This window comes from Amycolatopsis panacis, assembly GCF_003600245.1.
Lineage (GTDB): Bacteria > Actinomycetota > Actinomycetes > Mycobacteriales > Pseudonocardiaceae > Amycolatopsis > Amycolatopsis sulphurea.
The window spans coordinates 20,532-39,727 of the sequence record NZ_QZFV01000062.1 but is presented as its reverse complement, the minus strand read 5'-3'; the positions used below and the strand labels follow the sequence as shown (position 1 = coordinate 39,727).

The window sequence follows — 19,196 nt, the reverse complement described above, 5'->3', positions numbered from 1 at the left end:
ATTCCCGGCTTACCCGCTGGTGGAACCGGACTCCCGCAGCTCACTCTCGATCATCGCCGCGAGCCGGACCCGGAATCGGTCGAGCCCCGCAAGGTGCCGTTGGCACCGGCCGCCGCGATGGCCGCGCGGATCTCCTCCTGCTGCGCGGCCGAGGTGCCGCGGCGGACGAGTTCGACGCAGACCCGAAGGGCGTGCCACTGCTCGAAATTCGACCGCGACCGGCGGATCACCTCGGTCAGCGGAGAGAGCTTCGCGAGATCGGGCTTCGCCCGCATGAGCCCGATCGCGGTGATCCGGTTGCCGCCCTGACCGGAGAGAAAGAGCTGCTCGATCGCGTCCGCGCTGACGAAGTCGAACTCGGCCATCTTCCGGGCCTGCGCAGCGTGGCCGCCCCGGCGGAATTGCTCGTCACGAACCCGCGGCCGCACCCGCCACCAGCCGGGCGGCCCCGCCGAGCGCCCACGCCGCACCGGCCGGTACCAACCGCCTCTGCGGCCGGGAAGACCTGGCCATTTCCCCCGATCGACACGCATCTCCCGCGGAGAGCGCCCTGCGTCTGGACCCGGTTATTCGTGGGCCAGATCGGCGAACCGGCTGTAGTGCAGCTGATGGGCCACCACGATGGTGCTGGTCGGCCCGGCACGGTGCTTGGCCAGGATGAGGTCGGCCTCGCCGGCGCGGGGGTCGTCGCGTTCCCAGGCGTCCGGGCGGTTGATCAGGATGACGATGTCCGCGTCCTGCTCCAGGGAGCCGGACTCACGCAGGTCCGACAGCATCGGCTTCTTGTCGGTGCGCTGTTCCGGGCCACGGTTGAGCTGGGAGATCGCGATCACCGGTACCTCGATCTCCTTGGCCAGCAGCTTGAGCTGCCGGGAGAACTCCGACACCTCCTGCTGCCGGGATTCGACGCGCTTGCCCGAGGTCATCAGCTGCAGGTAGTCCACGACCACCAGCTTGAGATCGTGCCGCTGCTTGAGCCGGCGGGCCTTGGCGCGGATCTCCATCATCGTCATGTTCGGCGAATCGTCGACGAACAGCGGCGCCTCGGACACCTCGCTCATCCGGCGGGCCAGCCGGGTCCAGTCCTCGTCGGACATCTTGCCGCCGCGCATGTCGGCGAGGCGGATCTTGGCCTCCGCCGAGAGCATGCGCATGACGATCTCGGTGCGGCTCATTTCCAGCGAGAACATCACCCCGGTCAGGCCGTGCTGGATGCACGCGGAACGGAGGAAGTCCAGCCCCAGCGTCGACTTGCCGACACCCGGCCGGGCCGCAACGATGATCATCTGCCCGGGGTGCAGGCCGTTGGTCAGCTCGTCGAAATCGGCGAACCCGGTCGGGATGCCCTGCGACTGCCCGCCGCGCGAGGCGATCGCGTCGATCTCGTCCATGGTCGGCTGGAGCAGGTCCTCCAGCGCCACGTAGTCCTCGCTGGTGCGCCGCTCGGTCACGTCGTAGATCGCGGCCTGCGCGCGGTCCACGACCTCGTCGATGTTGGCGCCGTCGGCCGCGGCCGCGCCGTAGCCGTACTGCACGATCCGGGTGCCCGCCTCGACGAGCCGGCGCAGCACCGCCTTTTCGGCCACGATTTCGGCGTAGTACCCCGCGTTGGCCGCGGTGGGCACGGTCGCGATCAGCGTGTGCAGGTAGGGGGCGCCGCCGACCCGGCCCAGCTCGCCGCGCCGCTCCAGTTCGGCGGACACGGTGATCGGGTCGGCGGGCTCGCCGCGCCCGTAGAGATCGAGCACGCAGTCGTACACCGCCTGGTGCGCGGGCCGGTAGAAATCGCCCGGACCGAGTGCCTCGATGACATCCGCGATCGCGTCCTTGGACAGCAGCATGCCGCCCAGTACGGACTGCTCCGCCGCGAGATCCTGCGGCGGCTGCCGGTCGAATCCACCGGGCCCGCCCTCGCCCGGTCCCGGATCGGACTCCGCGTACATCGGACCGCGGTCGTCGGTCACCGCCACCGCCCCGGACACCTCCTCGCCCGGCCGGAGAACCGGCCGGCCCTGTTCGTCGTGTGCTCGTCCTCGGCTTCGAACCGCGTCCGGCACCGGTCCGCGCAGCGGAGCCGACGAGGCGAACACCTGTTCGAGTATGCCGGAATTTCCCCGGCTTTCCCAGTCCTGCGCACGGTCCCTCCCCGATGATGGACCGGCCCCTGTGGTGCGCCGGACCGCCACGCCGGAGGCCACCGTGCGTACTGGCCGAGCCAGCACGCTAGATCCCCCGGAAGGACGAGCGCAATTCCGGCTGTTGATCGTGCTGTGGATAGCCTGTGGATGACTGGCGGCAATCAATCACAGGTGTCGGCCAGCCTGTGGACAGAGTGGGGATAGTCTTCGGACGCTTCAGAAGAACCGCAGGTCAAACCCTGTGTAGAGACTGTGGAGAACTTCCTGGAAACTCGTCCGGCGTGTCGCGCGGGACAGGTCCTTCGGCGTGTCGCGTCCGGGTGGTGACGGGGGCCTGTGGATAGTTGCTACGGAGGGTAGAGCGGATCCACGATGGGCTGAACGAAGGATGCGGCGGCCATTCGGCGCCGGCTTCGCTGCGTTCCGTGATCGGCCGGGAAAAGTGCAGGTAGCCGTCCCGGAACGAAAAATCCGGGTGGAGTTCACCGGACGGCCATCGGTGCGCGGCCGCGGGAGGAACTCCACCCGGAGTGTTCGTGTGGTCAGCCCAACGCGCTCTGCGCCGATCGCAGCCGCACCGAGATCGCCTGCCGCGACCCCGGGGTGTAGACGAGCAGCGGCTCCCGGCCCGGCCGCTCCTCCATCAGCCACCGGCCCTCGTCGGTGTCGATGAAGTTGACCGGTTTGGGGATCCGCCGCCGCGTGCCGTTGGGCGAGCGGACCGCGACGTAGAGCGCCCCGGACCCGGTGCGAGGCGCCTGCATGATCCGCTGGATCTCCTTCAGCGGCGACACGGGCTGGTTCCGGCCGTGGCCGGACTGCATGATCGAGCCGCGCGGCTCGTCGGCGGTGGCCGGCTTGCCGCTTTCGAATTCGGCCCGGCTGGTGACCAGCGTCTGTCCCGGCGGGGTCCGCGCGTCCGGGACGATGTCGAGGAAGGTCTCGAGCAGCCGGTCCGGTCGCTGCCGGGTGACCGCGATGGTCGGCATGCCGCTGACCCGGACGAGCCCGAAGCCGCCGCCGTTGCCGCTGCCCACCAGCGCGGAGAAGGTGGCCGGGCTGCCGTCGGAGAACTCGCCGTCGAACCAGCCGTAGTACTCGATGTGTGGATGGGACAGGGAATCGATCAGCGCGAGCAGATCGCGGTCCATGCCGCGGGGACCCATCAGCCCGGCCTGCCGAAGCCCCGCGTTGACCTGCTCGTCGAGCCTGCGCTCGTCCTCCGGTACGTAGAACGCCGCGGTCTCACCGATGACCTGGTGCGGTTCCGCGCCTCGCCGCCGGATCAGGTTGCACAGGGTGTATGCCGTGAAGGTCACCGGCCCGTCGAGAGTGATCACGTTGCCGGGCCTCATTCACCGATCACCGGCGGGACGGTCAGCTCGTCGGAGCCGAAGAGTTCGTTGTTGTCCTCTTCCAGCAGGTACTTCGTCTGGTGTTCCTGGTCGTCCTCGCCCTTCTTGCCGCCGCCGGCGGCACCCATGCCGCCCATTCCCGCCGCGCCGGAACGGCCGGACGCTCCGCCGGCACCCATGCCGGCACCACGCGCGCCACTGCCCGCACCGCCGCCGGCTGCGCCTTCGGCCGCCGCGCCGGACCCCACCCCGCCGGCGCCGAACGCGCCGGGCCCGAAGGCAGCCGAGCCGACTCCCCCGGCCCCGGAACCGGAGCCCGAACCGCCGCCACTGCCGCCCGGCCCGAACCCGGCGCCGCCGAAGCCGCCGGGACCGAATCCGTCACTGCCGCCGGGACCGAACGAACTCGAATCCAGGTTCGGCGGCACGTAGCTCGACGCCGAGGTGGTGTCGTTGGACGGATCGAACCTCGGGATGTCGGTCTTGGGCGGGGTGAACGCCGGCGGATGCGTCTTCGACGGATCGAAGCTGGGGGTGTCGAGTTTCGGCGTGTTCGTCTTGGGCGGGGTGAAACTTCCGCCGCCACCGAATTTGCCGCCACTGCCGACGCCACCGGGCCCGACTCCACCGGGCCCGACTCCACCGACGCTGCCGGTACCACCGGTGCCGATGTGCGGAGTGGTTCCGCCGTCGGAGATGTTGTTGCCCTGCCAGACGTTGTACTGCGGCATCCCACCGGCGTTCTGGTTGCTCGAGCCGTAGTACGCGGTGTAGGCCTGGACGTTGGTCTGGCTGTCCTGGTTGTACTTGTTGATCTGATCGTCTTTGTCGCTCCATGGAGCGTGGTCCATGAGGCTCATCTTGGGCGGGTTATCCGGCAGTTTCTGGACCTGGCCCTTGACGTTGTGGAACGCATCCAGCTGGTTGGTGATGAAGGTCCCGCTCGTGCCCAGATTTCTGGCCGAGTCCTCATGCCATATCTTGAGCGCGCCGGCACCGCCCTGCGCCGCGGCCGCACTGTCGCCTTTCCAGGCACCATTCAATTTGTTGTTCAGCGCATCGATGGCGCCGGCTCGATCGGTCTGCTTGCCCTTGAGCTGGTCAGCCCCGGTTTTGCCGTTCTCGAGCGATGCGGTGTTGCCCTTGCTGATCTGCTGGTAGATGTCGTACGCGGAGATCGATCCGCCGCCCACGTTGGCCTGCAGATTCTCGGCGGACGGCCCGCCGCTGAACATACTGACCAGCCCGCCGACCGCACCACCGACAACCGCACCGACCGGTCCGCCCACAGCGCCGCCGACCACTGCCCCCGTCGCCACGTTTTTCAACGTGCTGCCGCTGTCCCCATTCCCCATGATGAGTTTCTTCCTTCCGGGCCGGCTACCGCCAGGTGGCAATCACTGTGCTGACTTGAGATGGTTGACCATTGCCGTGCTGACTTTGTTCAGTGCACCGCACGGATCGTCGTGGTTATTCCCGGCCGAGATCGAGGTACTGATCGAAACTCCGAGCTGATCAGTGACACCGACCACGACGTTGCAAACGCCTTCCGAGCGATCGTCACCCAACGTGGATCCATACGCCGCAGGGTAGTTTCCGAAGGTGGTCGGCTGAAAGTAGGCGTACTTGGCCTTGTCAGCATAGACGTCGCCAAGCCCGTTCTTATTCGGAGTTAACGGCGTGATCCCGATAACGTTCCCGGGAAACATGGTGGAGTGCCAGTCGCAGCCGGCTGGTGATTGTCCGTTGGGTTTTCCGGGTGTTTTAAGGCCGAGGCTTGCTGCGTCGTTGTCTCCGAGGGCGGTGCAGGGGTCGGCGATCAGCTTCTGGGTCGGGAGCGGGGACGGTACCTTCGGGGCACCGGAGTTGGTGTTCGATGAGTTGCTCGAGTCGGCGGAAGCAGGCGGTTCAGCCGTTCCGCCGGTCTTGCCGCTGCACGCGGTGAGCAGACCGAGAACGGCGACGGTTCCGGCAGCGTACATGCTGACCAGTCCGCTGCTCGCACCACCGACAACGGCACCGATCGGCCCGGCCACTGCCCCCGTGGCCACGTTTTTCAACGTGCTGCCGCTGTCCCCATTCCCCATGATGAGTTTCTTCCTTCCGGGCCGGCTACCGCCAGGTGGCAATCACTGCGCTGACTTGAGATGGTTGACCATTGCCGTGCTGACCTTGTTCAGTGCACCGCACGGGTCGTTATGGTTTTTCCCTGTCGAGACCACTGTCACGACGGAAATGCTGAGTTGGTCGGTGACGCCGACAGTGAGGCTGCAGACACCATTCGAGCGGTCGTCGGCCAGCGGTGAGCCGAATACCCCGGGATAGCCTTCGATGGTGGTCGGCTCGAAGTATTTGTAGGTGGCCTTGTTCGAGTAAAGATCGCCAAGACCATTCTTGTTCGGGGTGAGCGGTGATATCGTGATGCCGTTCCCGGGAAACATGGTGGACTGCCAGTCGCAGCCGGCTAGTGATTGTCCGTTGGGTTTTCCGGGTGTTTTAAGGCCGAGGCTTGCTGCGTCGCTGTCTCCGAGGGCGGTGCAGGGGTCGGCGATCAGCTTCTGGGTCGGGAGCGGGGACGGTACCTTCGGGGCACCGGATTTCGTGGCCGATGAGCTGCTGGAACTGGCAGAAGCAGACGGCTCGGCGATTCCGCCGGTCTTGCCGCTGCACGCGGTGAGCAGACCGAGAACGACGACGGCTCCGGCGGCGAGGCGGGTGATGTGTTGAGACATAACTTGTTCAGTACCCGTCCTTGTCCTGCTGAGCCAACTGCTCGCGGTGTTCTTGTTCGGCGACGGTGATCTTGTTCTTGGCCGCGGTGAGTGCGGTGATGAAGTTCCGGGTGTACTTGACCATCTTGTTGTGCTCGTCGAGCAGGCTCTGCCCGGATGGGTTGGCGCCGTTGTTGATGAAGGTGTGGCTGGCGACCTCATCGGCCGGTGCTTGCACGTTGGCCACGGCTTCGGCGTGTTGACGGTCCGCGGCGAGGTCGGCGAGCAGGTCCTGCCACTGCTTGATGACGCCGTCGACCTCTTCCGCACTGAACTCGTAGCCGCCGGCCTTGCCGTAGCCGCCGACCATGATCGGCGGGATGTCGGGGACGACGGTGTCCTTCAGCGGGTCAGGTGCGGGTTTCGGATCGGCCATCTCAGTGGACCCCCTTGCGATCACGGCTCGCGCCTCAACGTCGAGATCGGCAGCTTGGATGGTAACGCACGCCCGTTGGTTCCCGCTCCGTGTTGGGAACTTTGCGAACAGACCTTCGGTGACGACCGGTGCCGGCGTCGTTCTGGGAGGTTAACGCAGGTCAAGTGGTGATTGTTAGTTGGCCGAGGAGCGATATGACGCAAGGGAGCAAAAAGCCGGCACCCGCCCCCGCGAACGGGGGCAGATGCCGGCTTCGGTGATGGCTCGCGGGGGCTCAGGCCGAGACGGCCTTGACCTCCAGGCGCACGTCCACCTTCACGTCCGGGTGCAGACGGGCGTGCACCGTGTGCTTGCCGGTCGTCTTGATGTGGTCGCGCAGGTCGAGGACGCGCTTGTCCAGCAGTGGGCCGCCCTGTGCCTTGATCGCGTCGACGATCTCGGCGGCGGTGACGGAGCCGAACAGCTTCTTCGAACCCGCGGCGGCCTTGCCGGTCAGCTGGATCGCGCCGAGGCCCTCGAGGGTCGCCTTGATCTCGCGGGCGTGGTCGAGGTCGCGGATGCGGCGGGACTCCTGCGCACGCTGGATGGTGCGCACGTTCTTCTCCGCGCCCTTGCTGGACGGGATGGCGTAGCCGCGCGGCAGCAGGTAGTTGCGCGCGTAGCCGTCCTTGACCTCGACGATGTCGCCGGGGCCGCCGAGGTTCGCCACGTCGGTGGTGAGAATGATCTTCGCCATGACTCGGGCCTCCCTCAGCGCGCGGTGGACGTGTAGGGCAGCAGCGCCATCTCGCGCGAGTTCTTCACCGCGATGGCGATGTCGCGCTGGTGCTGGCTGCAGTTGCCGGTGACGCGACGGGCCCGGATCTTGCCGCGGTCGGAGATGTACTTCCGCAGCAGGTTGGTGTCCTTGTAGTCGATCAGTTCCGGACGGCCCTTCTTCTCGGCCTTGCAGAACACACAGACCTTCTTCTTGGGCTTACGAATGGGTGGCTTGGCCACAGCAATACTCCTGGAATGCTAGAAAAACTGAGATCAGAACGGGGGCTCGTCGGAGAAACCGCCGCCGCCACCGCCCGCAGGCGGGGCCGAGCCCCACGGGTCGTCGGCCGGGGCGCCGCCACCGCTGCCGCGGTTGCCGCCGCCACCACCGAAACCGCCGCCTCCGCCGCCGAAGTCACCGCCGCCGCCACCGCGGCTGACCTTGTTGACCTTGGCCGTCGCGTAGCGCAGCGAGGGGCCGATCTCGTCGACCTCGAGCTCGACGACGGTGCGCTTCTCGCCTTCCTTGGTCTCGAACGACCGCTGCTTCAGCCGGCCCTGCACCACCACGCGGGCACCCCGCGTGAGCGATTCGGCGACGTTCTCGGCCGCCTGCCGCCAGATGTTGCAGCGCAGGAACAGTGCCTCGCCGTCCTTCCACTCGCCGCTCTGGCGGTCGAGGGTGCGCGGGGTGGACGCGACGGTGAAGTTCGCGACCGCCGCACCGGAGGGGGTGAAGCGCAGTTCCGGGTCGGACGTCAGGTTCCCGACCACGGTGATGACGGTGTCTCCAGCCACGGATGGCGTCCTTTCGGATCAGGCCTTGGCGGGCGCGGGCTTCGCCGCGGCCTTGACCTCACGGCGCATGACCTTGGTGCGCAGAACGGTTTCCTGCAGCGAGAGCTGCCGGTCGAGCTCCTTGACGGCATCGGCCGTGGAGTTCAGGTCCAGCAGCGCGTAAATGCCCTCGGCGTGCTTCTTGATCTCGTACGAGAGGCGACGACGGCCCCAGACGTCGACCTTCTCCACGCTGCCGCCGGAAGTGCGGATCACGTTGAGGAAGGTGTCCAGGGTGGGGGCGACCGTACGCTCGTCGAGCGTGGGGTCCAGGATGACCATTACCTCGTAATGGCGTGACACAACCACTCACCTCCTGTGGGCTCTGCGGCCACGGCGGATCCGTGGCAGGAGGGTTTGTCCTGGGTAGCGTACCCGGCCGCCCCGGCACCGCGGCCCGGCGGGGTCCGGGTAGGACGGGGCCGGGTCAGGACGCCCGGCGCAGCACCCAGGTCCGGACCAGCGCCGCGGTCACCCCGGCGAGCAGGATCACCGCGAGCAGCATCGGCAGCTGCACCTGGGCGCTGCCGCCGCGGGTGGCCAGCGCCTCCGCGTTGCCCGCGTTGCGGATGTCCGGGTTTTGCTGCCCCTGCGGGGTCTGCCCGGCCGCGGGCTGGGTCACCGTGCCCGAGCCGGGCAGCGCGCCGCCGGTCGGGTAGCGGGCGCCCGGGGCGAGTGGGACACCGGGCAGGCCGGGGGCGACCGGGGTACCCGGTGCGCCCGGGCTGCCGGGAGCGATGGACGGGATGTTCCTGTAATCCCGCGGCGGTGCGGTGCCGGTGGCGCCGGGCTGGAGGCCGGCCAGCGGGCTGCCGTTCGGCGCCGTGGGGCTGTCGCTGCGGGCCGGGGAGCTGCTGGTGGCGGGCGAACTCGACGAGGGTGCCTGGTAGTTCGTGGCCACGGTGGTCAGCCCGCAGGCCGAGGCGACCTTGCCGCGGATCGCGCTGAGCACCTGGTTCTGGGTGGCCGCCGTCGCGCCGAGACCGTTCGCGCCGCGGAGGTTGTTCGCGACCGTCGCGCCGATCGCGTCGCCGCCGATACTCCCGCCCGCGGAGCTGGGGATCTGGCCGACCGCCAGGTTGCCCTTGCCGGCGATCGCGGTGGCCAGCCCGTCCGGCCAGACGGTGAGGAAGTTGAGCAGGGTCACCTGCTCGCGGGCCGCCTGCCGGACGATCTCCTGCACCGAGGAACCGGGCAGCGCCACGGTGTCGCCCATGCTGCCGCTGACCGAACCCCGGCAATCGCCGGCCAGCGTGGTGGCCGCGGACGCGGTGCCCGAACCGAGGAAGGTGCCTCCGGTGATGAGGGCGGCCAGCGCGGTGGCAGTGAGCGCTCGGCGAGTTCTCTGCCAGGTGGGGATCTTCCGCACGAGCACTATCCTCCGGTGGTTTCGGACACGGGACATGGCAAGAGGGACAACGAGCCGGTACCGCCGAAGATACTGATGAGTTGGCCTAACCCGCAGCGGCCATCCGGCGGAGTACCCAGGTGCGAACCAGCCCGGCACTGACTCCGGAGAGTGCCAGAACTGCGATCAGAATGGGCCAGTCCAACCCGTTCGTGTGGTTGTTCCCGGAGTTCGGTAACGCCTGCGCCTGCCCGGCGTTCTGCACGGTCCGGTCGCCACCCGATGGGGTTCCGGAGTCCGGGAGGCCGTACTGCGGGGAGTAACCCGGGATCCGGCTGCCGTAGCGGAGTGCGGGCGAGGGGGTGAACAGCCCGGCCATCGCCATCGGGATGCCGCTGTAGTCCCGCATCGGCGCGTATCCCGTCGAAGCGCCGAACGGGAGGCTGCCGAAGCTCGGCATCAGCGACGACAGCGGTCCACTGTCTCCACCTGCGGGCAGCAGCGGGCTGCTGGCGCCGGGAAACGGGATCTGCCCGGCGGGTGCGCCACCTTGCGGGGCACCGCCCTGGGGAGCGCCGGCGGACGGCGGCTGCTGCGGGTCTTGTGCCGCGGGCGCACCGCCGAGCGCGGAAAGCCCTTGCTGTGCGGCATTCGTGGTGCCGGAGACCACGCCGTTCACCGCGCTCGCGGCCGGTGCGCCGACCACCGGGACGGGTGCGACGACGGCGTCGACCACCTGCACCGTGACCTTGCAGACGGTGCCGAGTACCGCGTTGACGGTCCCGGTCAGTACACCCGAGACCTGGCCGACGACGCCCAGGTCCAGCGGCAGGCCGAGCAGCGGCGTGGTGGCTTTGACGTGGTCTCCCGGTTTCGCCGTGATGGTGGCACCGCACGGCGCGGTCAGGGTGTCCGCGGACGCGGTGGCAGGGGTCGCGAGGGCAACCGAAGTGGCGAGGGCGAAGGCGGCGGCACCCAGCGTGATCGCTCGCCTTGACCGATCGTGCATGGGTCGACCCCTTCGCCGCGTTCGACTCCCTGCCGGGGACAACGAGGGTAACGACCCCGGGTGACGCCTGCTCGGCTCGACAGTTCAGTCAATCGGGTGAATTCAAGCGATACGCAGAGTGATCAGGTGGGGCTGCCGCGCAGCCAGGCCCGCACCAGCGCGGCGGCCACGATGGCCAGCGCGAGCACGGCGAGCAGCAGCGGCAGCCGCTCCGGCAGGTTCGCGGTCGGTAGCGCCTGCGCGGAGCCGGACTTCTTCTCGTCGACGGTCGGCACCGAGCTGGACGGGAACCGGCCGGGCACGATCCGGGTGACCATCGGCGCCTGCGCGAGGTTCGCGGGCAGCATCGCGGCGCCGGTGAAAACACCGGAGATCGAAGCGAGATCGCCCGGACCACCGATCGGCACGGGGTTCAGCCTGCCGCCCGGTGCGGGCGCGGCGGTATCGGACTGGCCGGGATTCGTGCCCGGACCAGGCTGGTCCGGCTGTGGCCGGGGTTGTGGCTGCTCACCCTGCGGGGTGCGCTTCGCGGCGCCGAGCAGCGACTGGGTGGTGTTGCCGAGGCCGTTCGCCGCGGCCTGCGCGGCCGGGCAGGCATTCGTGACGAGACGGCCGGCCACTGGGACATCGCCGACGCCGAGCCCGCGGGCGAGATCGCCGACCGGCACGGTGAGCAGCGGGCGTTTTCCGTCCGCCTGCTTGGCATTCGAGTCGAGCCCGACGGTCAACCGGTTGGGGGCGTTGAGCGGGGCGCCCGCGTCGAGGGAGAGTCCGTTGCCGCCCTTGCCGTTCTGGAGCGTGGCGTCGCAGGCGCCGTTGATCGTGGCGTTCGGGTCGGCCTGCGCCGTGCCGGGGAAGGCGAGCACGGCTGACAGCACCGGGACCGCGAGTGCGATCCCCAGCGACGTCGCCCGCCCAGCGTGCTTCCCCATGCGCCCCTCCGACAACTGATCCGGATCACGGAACGCGCTCACGGTACTGCACGAGCGTCACCGGCTGGGGCCGAAGGCGGCGAATCACCCGGGGGTAGCGTTCGGCCCATGCAGATTGGCGCCCATGTCCGTGACGACGATCCGCTGGCCGCCGTCGCCGAGCGAGAAGCCGACGTCGTCCAGTTCTTCCTTTCCGACCCGCAGGGCTGGAAGGCCCCGAAGCCGCATCCGCACGGCGAAGCGATCAAGGAATCGCCCGTGGAGGTGTTCATCCACGCGCCTTATCTGATCAATGTCGCGTCGCTGAACAACCGGATCCGCATCCCGTCCCGCAAGAACGTGACCCAGCACGCCGACGGCGCGGCGGCGATCGGGGCGAAGGGCCTGATCGTGCACGGCGGGCACGTCGGCGCCGGTGCCGAGATCGAGAAGGGCCTGGAGAACTGGCGGAAGCTCTTCGAACGCGAGGCGGACAAGGGCGGCTTCGCGGTGCCGATCCTGATCGAGAACACCGCGGGCGGCGATCACGCGATGACCCGCGAACTCGAGGTGATCGCCCGGTTGTGGGAGCAGGTCGGCGAGTTCGGCGCGGGCTTCTGCCTGGACACCTGCCACGCCTACGCCGCGGGCTGGGATCTCGCTACCGCCGTGGAGCGGGTCAAGGCCATCACCGGCCGGATCGATCTGGTGCACTGCAACAACTCCCGCGACGAGTTCGGCTCCAACCGCGACCGGCACGCGAACGTCGTCGAGGGCGAGGGCACCATCGACCCGGAGCTGCTCGCCGAGGTGGTCCGCCAGGCGGGCGCCCCGGTGGTGGTGGAGACCCCGGGCGACGGCCAGGCGGCGGACATCGCCTACCTGCGCGAACAGCTCGGCTGAGCGCTCACTTCGGGGACGGCGGTGGCGGGTCGGGCAGTTCGAGCCACGCCAGGTCCATCGGCACCCGCGTCGTCGGTAGCACCAGTTCCCACAGCGGGTTCACGGTCAGCGTCAGCCCGATCGGCTCGTGTCGCGGGCCGTGCCCGCCCGCATCGGAAAGTCGTTGCTGGATAAGGGAAACGAGAGTCACGACAGGCCCCTGGGCACCAGGCAGAGTCTAGGAGACGGACCGGTCGTGGCGCCGGAATCCTCGCATGCGCAGCTGGTCACGGGCCCCGGCCAGCACCCCGCCGGCCGGATCGTCGTCACCGGAGAGCCGGATCAGATCGGTGCGCGGGCGGTAGATCTCGCGCACCACCAGCACGCACAGGCCGGCCACGGCCAGATCGCGCAACACCACCGCGCCGAGGAACCAGCCCTCGGGCAGTCCTTTGTGGTCGATGCCGAGGTAGTAGAACATCCGCGGGACCCAGACCAGCGCGTCGAGTGTCATCCAGCCGAGCAGCAGGCGCCAGCGCGGGATCGCCAGCACCGCCAGCGGGACCAGCCACAGCGAGTACTGCGGACTCCACACCTTGTTCGTGAGCAGGAATGCGGCCACCGCGAGGAAGGCCAGCTGCCCGAGCCGTGGACGGCGGGGCGCGGTCAGCGCGACGTACCCGATGCCCGCGACGCAGACCAGGAACAGCACGGCCACCACGGTGTTCAGCACCGCCGGGTTCTGTCCTTTGTGGAGCATTCCGTCGAAGCCCGCCCAGCCGGTGACGTAGGAGATCGCGTTGTACAGCGAATCCGGGTCCATCGGGCGCAGGGTGTTGAGGCGGAAGAATTCCCACCAGCCGCGGGTCGCGATGAAGATGAACGGCAGGTTCACCACCAGCCAGGTGAGCACGGTGAACAACGCGGTCCGCCGCCACGCTCGCAGCTTCCCGGCCCGCAGGCACAGCAGGAACAGCACGCCCACCATCAGCAACGGGTACAGCTTCGCGGCCACCCCGATCCCGAACAGCACCCCGGCGATCCTCGGGCGTCTGCGTGACCAGGCGAGGATCCCGGTCGCGGTGCACGCGGCGGCGATCGCGTCGAAGTTGGTGAACGCGTGCACCAGCACCAGCGGCGAGATCGCCACCAGCACCGCGTCCCACGGCCGGCGTTTCATCGTGCGCCCGGTCGCCCACACCGTGACCAGCCAGGCCAGCGCGAGCCAGAACGCGGTGATGTTGAAGTACACCGCCACCGGCAGCGCGCCGGGCAGCCAGCCGGAATCGGCCACCGACAGCCAGCCTGCGGCCAGCTTCGCGTTCACCCACTGGAACAACCCGGTCACCACCGGGTACTCCATGTACCGGGTGCCGTCCGGCGAGGTCTGCGAGTCCTCCTGCCACGACGAGACGTACGGGAAGGTGTGCGGATCGTCCAGCTTCTCCGCGTTGTAGAGCGGCACGACGTCCGAATAGCACATTGCCACGAACGGCCGACCCGACCGCCAGTCGAGCTGGCCGGCCCCGCTGGAATCGGTGTACTGCTGGATGCACGAGGCCTTCCCGAACCAGCACACCACCAGCGCGAGCAGGGCGAGCCCGAGGCCCACGCGCTGCGGGGACCAGAACCAGTGCCTGCCCACCGCGGCGTGCTCCCCCAGCGGCCCGCCGACCGGTCTCGTCGCCGCGGCCACCAGCGGATCGTGTCTGCTGGGCGCGATCCGCTCCGCGGGCGTCAGCGTGCGCGGTGCCGCGTCCGGATCGGCGGCGGCGGGGTTGGGCTCGTCGGGCACGTCGCGGATGCTATCTGCCCACGCGTGCGATGGCCGTCATTGAGGATCGGCGTAGAACCCGGCAAGCACCTCGAATGCGGCGCCGAGGGCCACCGCCTCCTCGTCCAGCTCGCTCACCGTCACGTCGATCCGCTGCCAGTGCGGGACCGGCAGCAGCTCCCTCAACTGTGCGGCGACCGTTTCGCGGTAGATCTCCGGCGTCGCCCGGATGGTCCGTCCGAACAGGACGATTCGCTCCAGATCGAGCACCTGCACCAGGTCGGCGAGGCCGATCCCGAGCAGGCGGGCCGCGTCCCGCGGGGTGGCCGCGGTCTGGTGCAGCACTTCGACGCAGCCGCGCCGGCCGCACACGCAGCGCGGACCGGCATAGGTGATCGTGGTGTGCCCGAACTCGCCGGCGTTCGTGCGCGGTCCACGGTAGACCCGCCCGTCGATCAGCAGGCCGACACCGATGCCGGTGCCCACCAGCACCACCGCGGTGGCCGCGGGCGACTCCTGCGGCCACGAGTGCGCGAAGGCCGCCGCGTTCGTGTTCTTGTCCACAGTGACCGGCAGGCCGGTGCGCTCGGCGAGCAGATCGCGCAGCGGCACGTCGTGCCAGCCGGGCATGTTGGTGGCGTCGCGGACCCGGCCGGCGTGGTGGTCGAGCGGCCCGACCGCGCCGACGCCGAGGCCGAGCACCCGGGCCGGGTCGACGTCGGCGAGCAGGGCGCGCACCGCGCGGGCGATCGCGCTTACTGCCTGTTCCGGGTCGAACCCGATCGGTAGTGCGCCTTCGGTGAGATCTTCCACCTCCCCGGTGAGCCCGGTGCGCAGCACCAGGAACCCGTCCCGATCGAGCTGGACGCCGAGCGCGCACCGGGCCTCCGGGCGTAGCCGCAGCAGTGACCGGGGCTTGCCGACGCCCGCCGCGGCCTGCCGTTCGACGTCCAGCAGGCGCTGCGGAAGCAGATCCGCCACGATCTTCGACACGGCCTGCTGTGTCAGCCCGGTCCGCTCGGCCAGCTCGACCCGGCTGAGCCCGCCTTCGCGCAGAATGTGCCCGAGCAGCAGCGCGCGGTTGTGGCGCCGCAGCCCGCGCAGGTTGACACCGGTCTCCGCCATCCGATGATCCTCCCGGCAGCCGGCCAGTTACGCAACAGTGTTGTTTAATGGTGTCCATGGTTGATGAGGCACGCGTCGGCATCCTCGGGTACGGGATCGGTGGCCGGGTTTTCCACGCGCCGCTGGTGGCCGCGACCCCGGGGCTGGTCCCGGCGGTGCTGGCGACCGGGAATCCGGAACGGGCGGCGCAGGCCCGTGCGGAGTACCCCGGCGCGAACGTGGTCCCGGACGCCGACGCGCTGTTCGCTCGTGCGGGAGAACTCGACCTGATCGTGGTGAGCACACCGAACCGCACGCACGTGCCGCTCACGCTGCGGGCGATCGAGCTGGGCCTGCCGGTGGTCGTGGACAAGCCGTTCGCGCCGACCGCCGCCGAGGGTGAGCGGGTGGTCGCTGCCGCGAAGGAAGCGGGCGTGGGACTCACGGTGTTCCAGAACCGGCGCTGGGACTCGGATTTCCTGACTGTGCGCAAGGTGCTCGAATCCGGGCGGCTCGGCGAGGTGTTCCGCTTCGAGTCCCGGTTCGACCGCTGGGTGCCCAAGATCAAGGACAACTGGCGCGAACTCGGCGATCCGGCCGAGGCCGGCGGGCTGCTCTACGACCTCGGGGCGCACATCGTCGACCAGGCCCTGCAGTTGTTCGGTCCGGCCACCCAGGTCTACGCCGAGGTCGACCGCCGCCGCGCCGGTGTCGCGGTGGACGACGACGTGTTCATCGCGCTGCGCCACGCGAACGGCGTCCGCTCGCAGCTGTGGGCCTCCGCGCTCGCGGGTCTCCGAAACCCGCGCTTCCGCGTGCTCGGCGATCGGGCCACGTTCACCAAGTACGGTCTCGACGTGCAGGAGCCGCAGATCAAGGAGGGCCTCCGCCCCGGCGACCCCGGCTGGGGCGTGGAACCGGCGGCAAACGCCGGACTGCTTGGCGTGCAAGGCGAAACCGAGATCGTGCCGACCGAGGCCGGCCGCTACGAGACCTTCTACGCCCGGGTCGCGGACGCACTGCGGGAGGACACGCGGTTTCCGGTCGATCCGGCGGGCGCGGTCGCCGCGCTGCGCGTGATCGAGGCCGCGCACCGCTCGGGCGCCAAGGGCCGGGTCGTCCCGCTCGGCTGAACCCCTCCACGACCACCTTATCGCAAAACGGGTGGTTTCCCTTGCCGGACAAGGGAAACCACCCGCCTTGCTACGGCGTGTTCGGTTGTTCGGGCGGGGCGGGATCGCCGGTTGGCGTGTCCTTCGGCGGTTTCGGTGTGTGCGTGGGCTGCTGCGTCGGGTCGTTCTGCCCGCCGACCGGGCGGCCCGGATCCTGCTGGTGGCCGCCACCGGGCTGGTTCCCGGTCCCGTTGCCGGTGCCCGGACCGGGGCCGGTCCCGGGGTTCTGGCCGGTCTGATCGGTGCCCGGGGTGTTCGCGTCGGGAGGCGGGTTGCCCTGGTCCGGGTTGTCGCCCTGGTTCGTGTCGGATGCGATGGAGCCGCCGCCGATCAGCGACACCTGGTCGAACTGCTCCGCCGGCTTGCCGCTGAGGTACTGCTTCATGAACTTCTCCCACAGCGGACCCGCGATGGTGGACCCGAAGATCGGCGAGTTCCCCTTGCCGTGCAAGGCCTGGTCGCCGTCGGCACCGACCCACGCGGCGACCGAGACGGACGGGGTGTAGCCGACCATCCAGGTCTGCGCGTTCGCGTTCGCCGCGGAGGCCGGCTCACCCGGCCGCTTGGTGTGCTGCTGGGTACCGGTCTTGCCCGCGCACTCGTGGCCGGACGGGCAGGTCAGCTTCGAGAAGCTGATCACCGGCTTCAGCGCGGCGGTCACGTTGCCCGCGATCTGCTTGCTCTGGTCGGCGTTGGCATCGGAGAACGCCGGCTTGCCCGCGGCGTCCGGTGCCTGGTAGGCGACCTCGTGCTGGGCGTTGGTCACCTTGGCCACGAAGTGCCGGTCGCGCTGCAGCCCGTCGCCGGCGAACGTGGCGTACGCCGCGGCCATGTCCATCGGGGTGATTCGGGTGTCCCCACCGCCGAGGGAGATGTTGTTGTCCTTGGTGGAGATCTCCGACTGGCCGCCGTTCTCCTTGGTGCGCACGCCGGCGTCCTGCGCGGCCTGCTTGACCGGGCCCTGCTTGGTGACGTTGAGGACCATGTCGTAGAACACGGTGTTCGCGGAGATCTGCATCGCGTGGGCCACCGTGCACGGGCCCGTGCAGCTGGAGCTGTCCCCGGCGTTGCGCACCACCCGGCCGTCGAACGTCCGGTTGTTGCTGCCGTCGAACGTCGAGTTGATGCCCTTGCCCATCTTGAGGAACGCGGTGAGGTCGAACGGTTTCATCGAGGAACCCGGGTTCTGCGGGGTGTTCGCCCAGTCCCTTCCGGCCTGCTTCTGGCCGTTCACGTCCAGGATCGGCTGCCCGCCGTAGTAGGCGAGCACCCCGCCGGTCTTCGGGTCCACCGCGACCAGCGCGTCGAGCAGCCGGTCGTCCGTCTGGCCCTTCAGCGCGTCGGTGGCCGCCTGGGTGGCCACCTCCTGCGCCTTCTTGTCGATGGTGGTCTGGATGGTGAGCCCGCTGGAGTAGTACTTGTCCTCACCGAGCCCGTGCTGCTCCAGCTCCGCCTTCACCTGGCTGGCGATGAACCGGTACGGCTCGGTCGAATCGTCCTTGGACTCCGACAGCGGGATCGGTGTCGGGAACTGCGCCGAGTGCCGCTGCTCCGGGGTGATGAAGTGGTTGTCCAGCATCCGGTCCAGCGCGGTGTTCCAGCGGCCCTGCGCCACCTTTTGGTTCTCCGACCGGCCTGGCTGCTGGATCAGCCCGGCCAGCAACGCGGCCTCCGAGTAGTTCAGCTGCCCGACGTCCTTGTGGAAGAAGGCCTGCGAAGCCGCGCCGATGCCGTAAGCCCCGCGCCCGAAGTAGATGATGTTCAGGTACGCGGTGATGATCTGCGCTTTGGAGTAGGTCTGGTTCATCTTGAACGACTTGGCCAGCTCGGTCCACTTGCGGGTGAGCGTGGGCGCGTCGTTGTCGGTGGCTTTTTTGATGTACTGCTGGGAAATCGTGGACCCGCCGCCGCTGCCGCCGGTCAGCTGGCTGAACGCGGCGCGCACCAGGCCGGTGATGTCGAACCCGGAGTTGGTCTCGAAGGTCGCGTCCTCGGTGGCGATCACCGCGCGCTTGACCACTTCCGGGATCTGGTTCTCGGTGAGGATCTGCCGGTTGCCGCCGGGCGGGACGTCCTTGCCCATCGGGCTGCCGTCGGCGTACAGGTAGGTGACCGCCTGGTTCTGCGACTGCGCCACGCTCTGCGGGGAAGGCACGTCCACCAGGAAATAGGTGATCACGAAGGCGATCGCCGGGAGCACGATGAAGAGGCCGACGAACGCGTAGGCGCAGCGCCGGATGATCTTCCATTTCCGCTTCTTGCGCTCTTCCGGGGTGCGGCCCTTCTTGTCCAGGTCTTCTCTGCCAGGCGGCGCCTGGGTGGGTTCGAGCCCGCCGGCCTCGGCGAACTCCTGGTCGGCCCGGCCGTCGTGGACGCGGTGCGTCATCAGCTCGGGTTCCGGCTGCGGCCCGGGTGGCGGGAACGGACGCCGTGGCCCGGGACGGCCCGGACCGGCCGGCGGCGGCCGGTACCCGGGCGCCGGACCGGCACCAGGCGGGGGCGGCGGCGATGAGCCCGGCCCGGGAGGCGGGGATCCGGGACGCTGTGGTCCGCGGGCCCACGGCGGTGGTCCGGGAGGACCCGGAGGTGGTTGACGCCGCGGATCGGGATCCCGGTCTGGCCAGGAGCGGTTGCGGTCGTCGTTCACGTGCGGATCCTCTTCTCGGACTCGGGCGTGCAGCAGGCGCAGAACCCTCTCCGGGAGAGGACGCTTGAGTACCGGCCAAGGTTCACTCCACCGAGCGTATTCGTCCGGGAAAC

The 19,196-nt window shown here is 69.2% G+C and carries 20 protein-coding genes; 2 read left to right on the top strand and 18 right to left on the bottom strand.

What is annotated here, in order from left to right; translation table 11 throughout:
• Positions 1-50 precede the first annotated feature (50 nt).
• From D5S19_RS05760 to D5S19_RS05690, 14 genes are all read right to left on the bottom strand, one after another.
• A complete protein-coding gene (locus D5S19_RS05760) occupies positions 51-365 on the bottom strand; it encodes a hypothetical protein (protein WP_120022282.1) in 315 nt (104 codons plus the stop codon).
• A gap of 201 nt (positions 366-566) precedes the next feature.
• A complete protein-coding gene (gene dnaB, locus D5S19_RS05755; protein WP_120022325.1) occupies positions 567-1,970 on the bottom strand; it encodes a replicative DNA helicase in 1,404 nt (467 codons plus the stop codon).
• A 710-nt stretch (positions 1,971-2,680) separates the two neighbouring features.
• Positions 2,681-3,478, bottom strand: coding sequence for an ESX secretion-associated protein EspG (locus D5S19_RS05750; protein WP_233573739.1), 798 nt, complete (start codon positions 3,476-3,478; stop codon positions 2,681-2,683).
• 11 nt (positions 3,479-3,489) lie between these two features.
• Positions 3,490-4,848: a hypothetical protein gene (locus D5S19_RS05745; RefSeq protein ID WP_158605503.1), complete on the bottom strand. Its 1,359-nt coding sequence runs from the start codon at positions 4,846-4,848 to the stop codon at positions 3,490-3,492.
• A 42-nt stretch (positions 4,849-4,890) separates the two neighbouring features.
• Entirely contained in the window at positions 4,891-5,580 is a 690-nt protein-coding gene (locus tag D5S19_RS05735) for a DUF3558 domain-containing protein (protein ID WP_120022278.1), read from the bottom strand.
• A gap of 42 nt (positions 5,581-5,622) precedes the next feature.
• Entirely contained in the window at positions 5,623-6,225 is a 603-nt protein-coding gene (locus D5S19_RS05730; RefSeq protein WP_120022277.1) for a DUF3558 domain-containing protein, read from the bottom strand.
• A gap of 7 nt (positions 6,226-6,232) precedes the next feature.
• Positions 6,233-6,640: a hypothetical protein gene (locus tag D5S19_RS05725; protein WP_233573738.1), complete on the bottom strand. Its 408-nt coding sequence runs from the start codon at positions 6,638-6,640 to the stop codon at positions 6,233-6,235.
• A gap of 274 nt (positions 6,641-6,914) precedes the next feature.
• Positions 6,915-7,376, bottom strand: coding sequence for a 50S ribosomal protein L9 (gene rplI, locus D5S19_RS05720; RefSeq protein ID WP_098512456.1), 462 nt, complete (start codon positions 7,374-7,376; stop codon positions 6,915-6,917).
• A 14-nt stretch (positions 7,377-7,390) separates the two neighbouring features.
• Complete coding sequence (gene rpsR / locus D5S19_RS05715) at positions 7,391-7,639, bottom strand: 30S ribosomal protein S18 (RefSeq protein ID WP_003098744.1); 249 nt, start codon at positions 7,637-7,639, stop codon at positions 7,391-7,393.
• A gap of 33 nt (positions 7,640-7,672) precedes the next feature.
• The gene (locus tag D5S19_RS05710) at positions 7,673-8,197 is read right to left on the bottom strand and encodes a single-stranded DNA-binding protein (protein WP_098512457.1); all 525 of its coding nucleotides are present in this window, start codon (positions 8,195-8,197) and stop codon (positions 7,673-7,675) included.
• A gap of 18 nt (positions 8,198-8,215) precedes the next feature.
• A complete protein-coding gene (gene rpsF / locus D5S19_RS05705; protein WP_199730364.1) occupies positions 8,216-8,539 on the bottom strand; it encodes a 30S ribosomal protein S6 in 324 nt (107 codons plus the stop codon).
• A gap of 124 nt (positions 8,540-8,663) precedes the next feature.
• Positions 8,664-9,605, bottom strand: coding sequence for a hypothetical protein (locus tag D5S19_RS31945; protein ID WP_158605502.1), 942 nt, complete (start codon positions 9,603-9,605; stop codon positions 8,664-8,666).
• Positions 9,606-9,690: 85 nt separating this feature from the next.
• Positions 9,691-10,593: a hypothetical protein gene (locus tag D5S19_RS05695; protein ID WP_199730363.1), complete on the bottom strand. Its 903-nt coding sequence runs from the start codon at positions 10,591-10,593 to the stop codon at positions 9,691-9,693.
• A 122-nt stretch (positions 10,594-10,715) separates the two neighbouring features.
• Entirely contained in the window at positions 10,716-11,525 is an 810-nt protein-coding gene (locus D5S19_RS05690) for a hypothetical protein (RefSeq protein WP_120022276.1), read from the bottom strand.
• Positions 11,526-11,633: 108 nt separating this feature from the next.
• Here D5S19_RS05690 and D5S19_RS05685 point away from each other — a divergent pair, with 108 nt between their 5' ends.
• On the top strand, positions 11,634-12,407 hold the full coding sequence (locus D5S19_RS05685) for a deoxyribonuclease IV (RefSeq protein ID WP_120022275.1): 774 nt from the start codon (positions 11,634-11,636) through the stop codon (positions 12,405-12,407).
• 4 nt (positions 12,408-12,411) lie between these two features.
• Here the strand turns inward: D5S19_RS05685 and D5S19_RS05680 are convergent, their stop codons facing one another.
• The 3 genes from D5S19_RS05680 to D5S19_RS05670 are packed head-to-tail and all read right to left on the bottom strand — an operon-like array spanning position 12,412 to position 15,285.
• Positions 12,412-12,597, bottom strand: a complete 186-nt coding sequence (locus tag D5S19_RS05680) for a hypothetical protein (protein ID WP_120022274.1) — start codon at positions 12,595-12,597, stop codon at positions 12,412-12,414.
• Positions 12,598-12,624: 27 nt separating this feature from the next.
• The gene (locus D5S19_RS05675) at positions 12,625-14,181 is read right to left on the bottom strand and encodes a glycosyltransferase family 87 protein (protein WP_120022273.1); all 1,557 of its coding nucleotides are present in this window, start codon (positions 14,179-14,181) and stop codon (positions 12,625-12,627) included.
• A gap of 36 nt (positions 14,182-14,217) precedes the next feature.
• Positions 14,218-15,285 carry an ROK family transcriptional regulator gene (locus D5S19_RS05670; protein WP_120022272.1) on the bottom strand — a complete coding sequence of 356 codons (1,068 nt, stop codon included), beginning with the start codon at positions 15,283-15,285 and terminating at the stop codon, positions 14,218-14,220.
• A 56-nt stretch (positions 15,286-15,341) separates the two neighbouring features.
• On the opposite strand from D5S19_RS05670, the gene D5S19_RS05665 reads away from it, so the two are divergent.
• A complete protein-coding gene (locus D5S19_RS05665) occupies positions 15,342-16,397 on the top strand; it encodes a Gfo/Idh/MocA family oxidoreductase (protein ID WP_120022271.1) in 1,056 nt (351 codons plus the stop codon).
• A 70-nt stretch (positions 16,398-16,467) separates the two neighbouring features.
• Here the strand turns inward: D5S19_RS05665 and D5S19_RS05660 are convergent, their stop codons facing one another.
• On the bottom strand, positions 16,468-18,822 hold the full coding sequence (locus tag D5S19_RS05660; protein WP_407641715.1) for a transglycosylase domain-containing protein: 2,355 nt from the start codon (positions 18,820-18,822) through the stop codon (positions 16,468-16,470).
• Between the last annotated feature and the right edge of the window lie 374 nt (positions 18,823-19,196).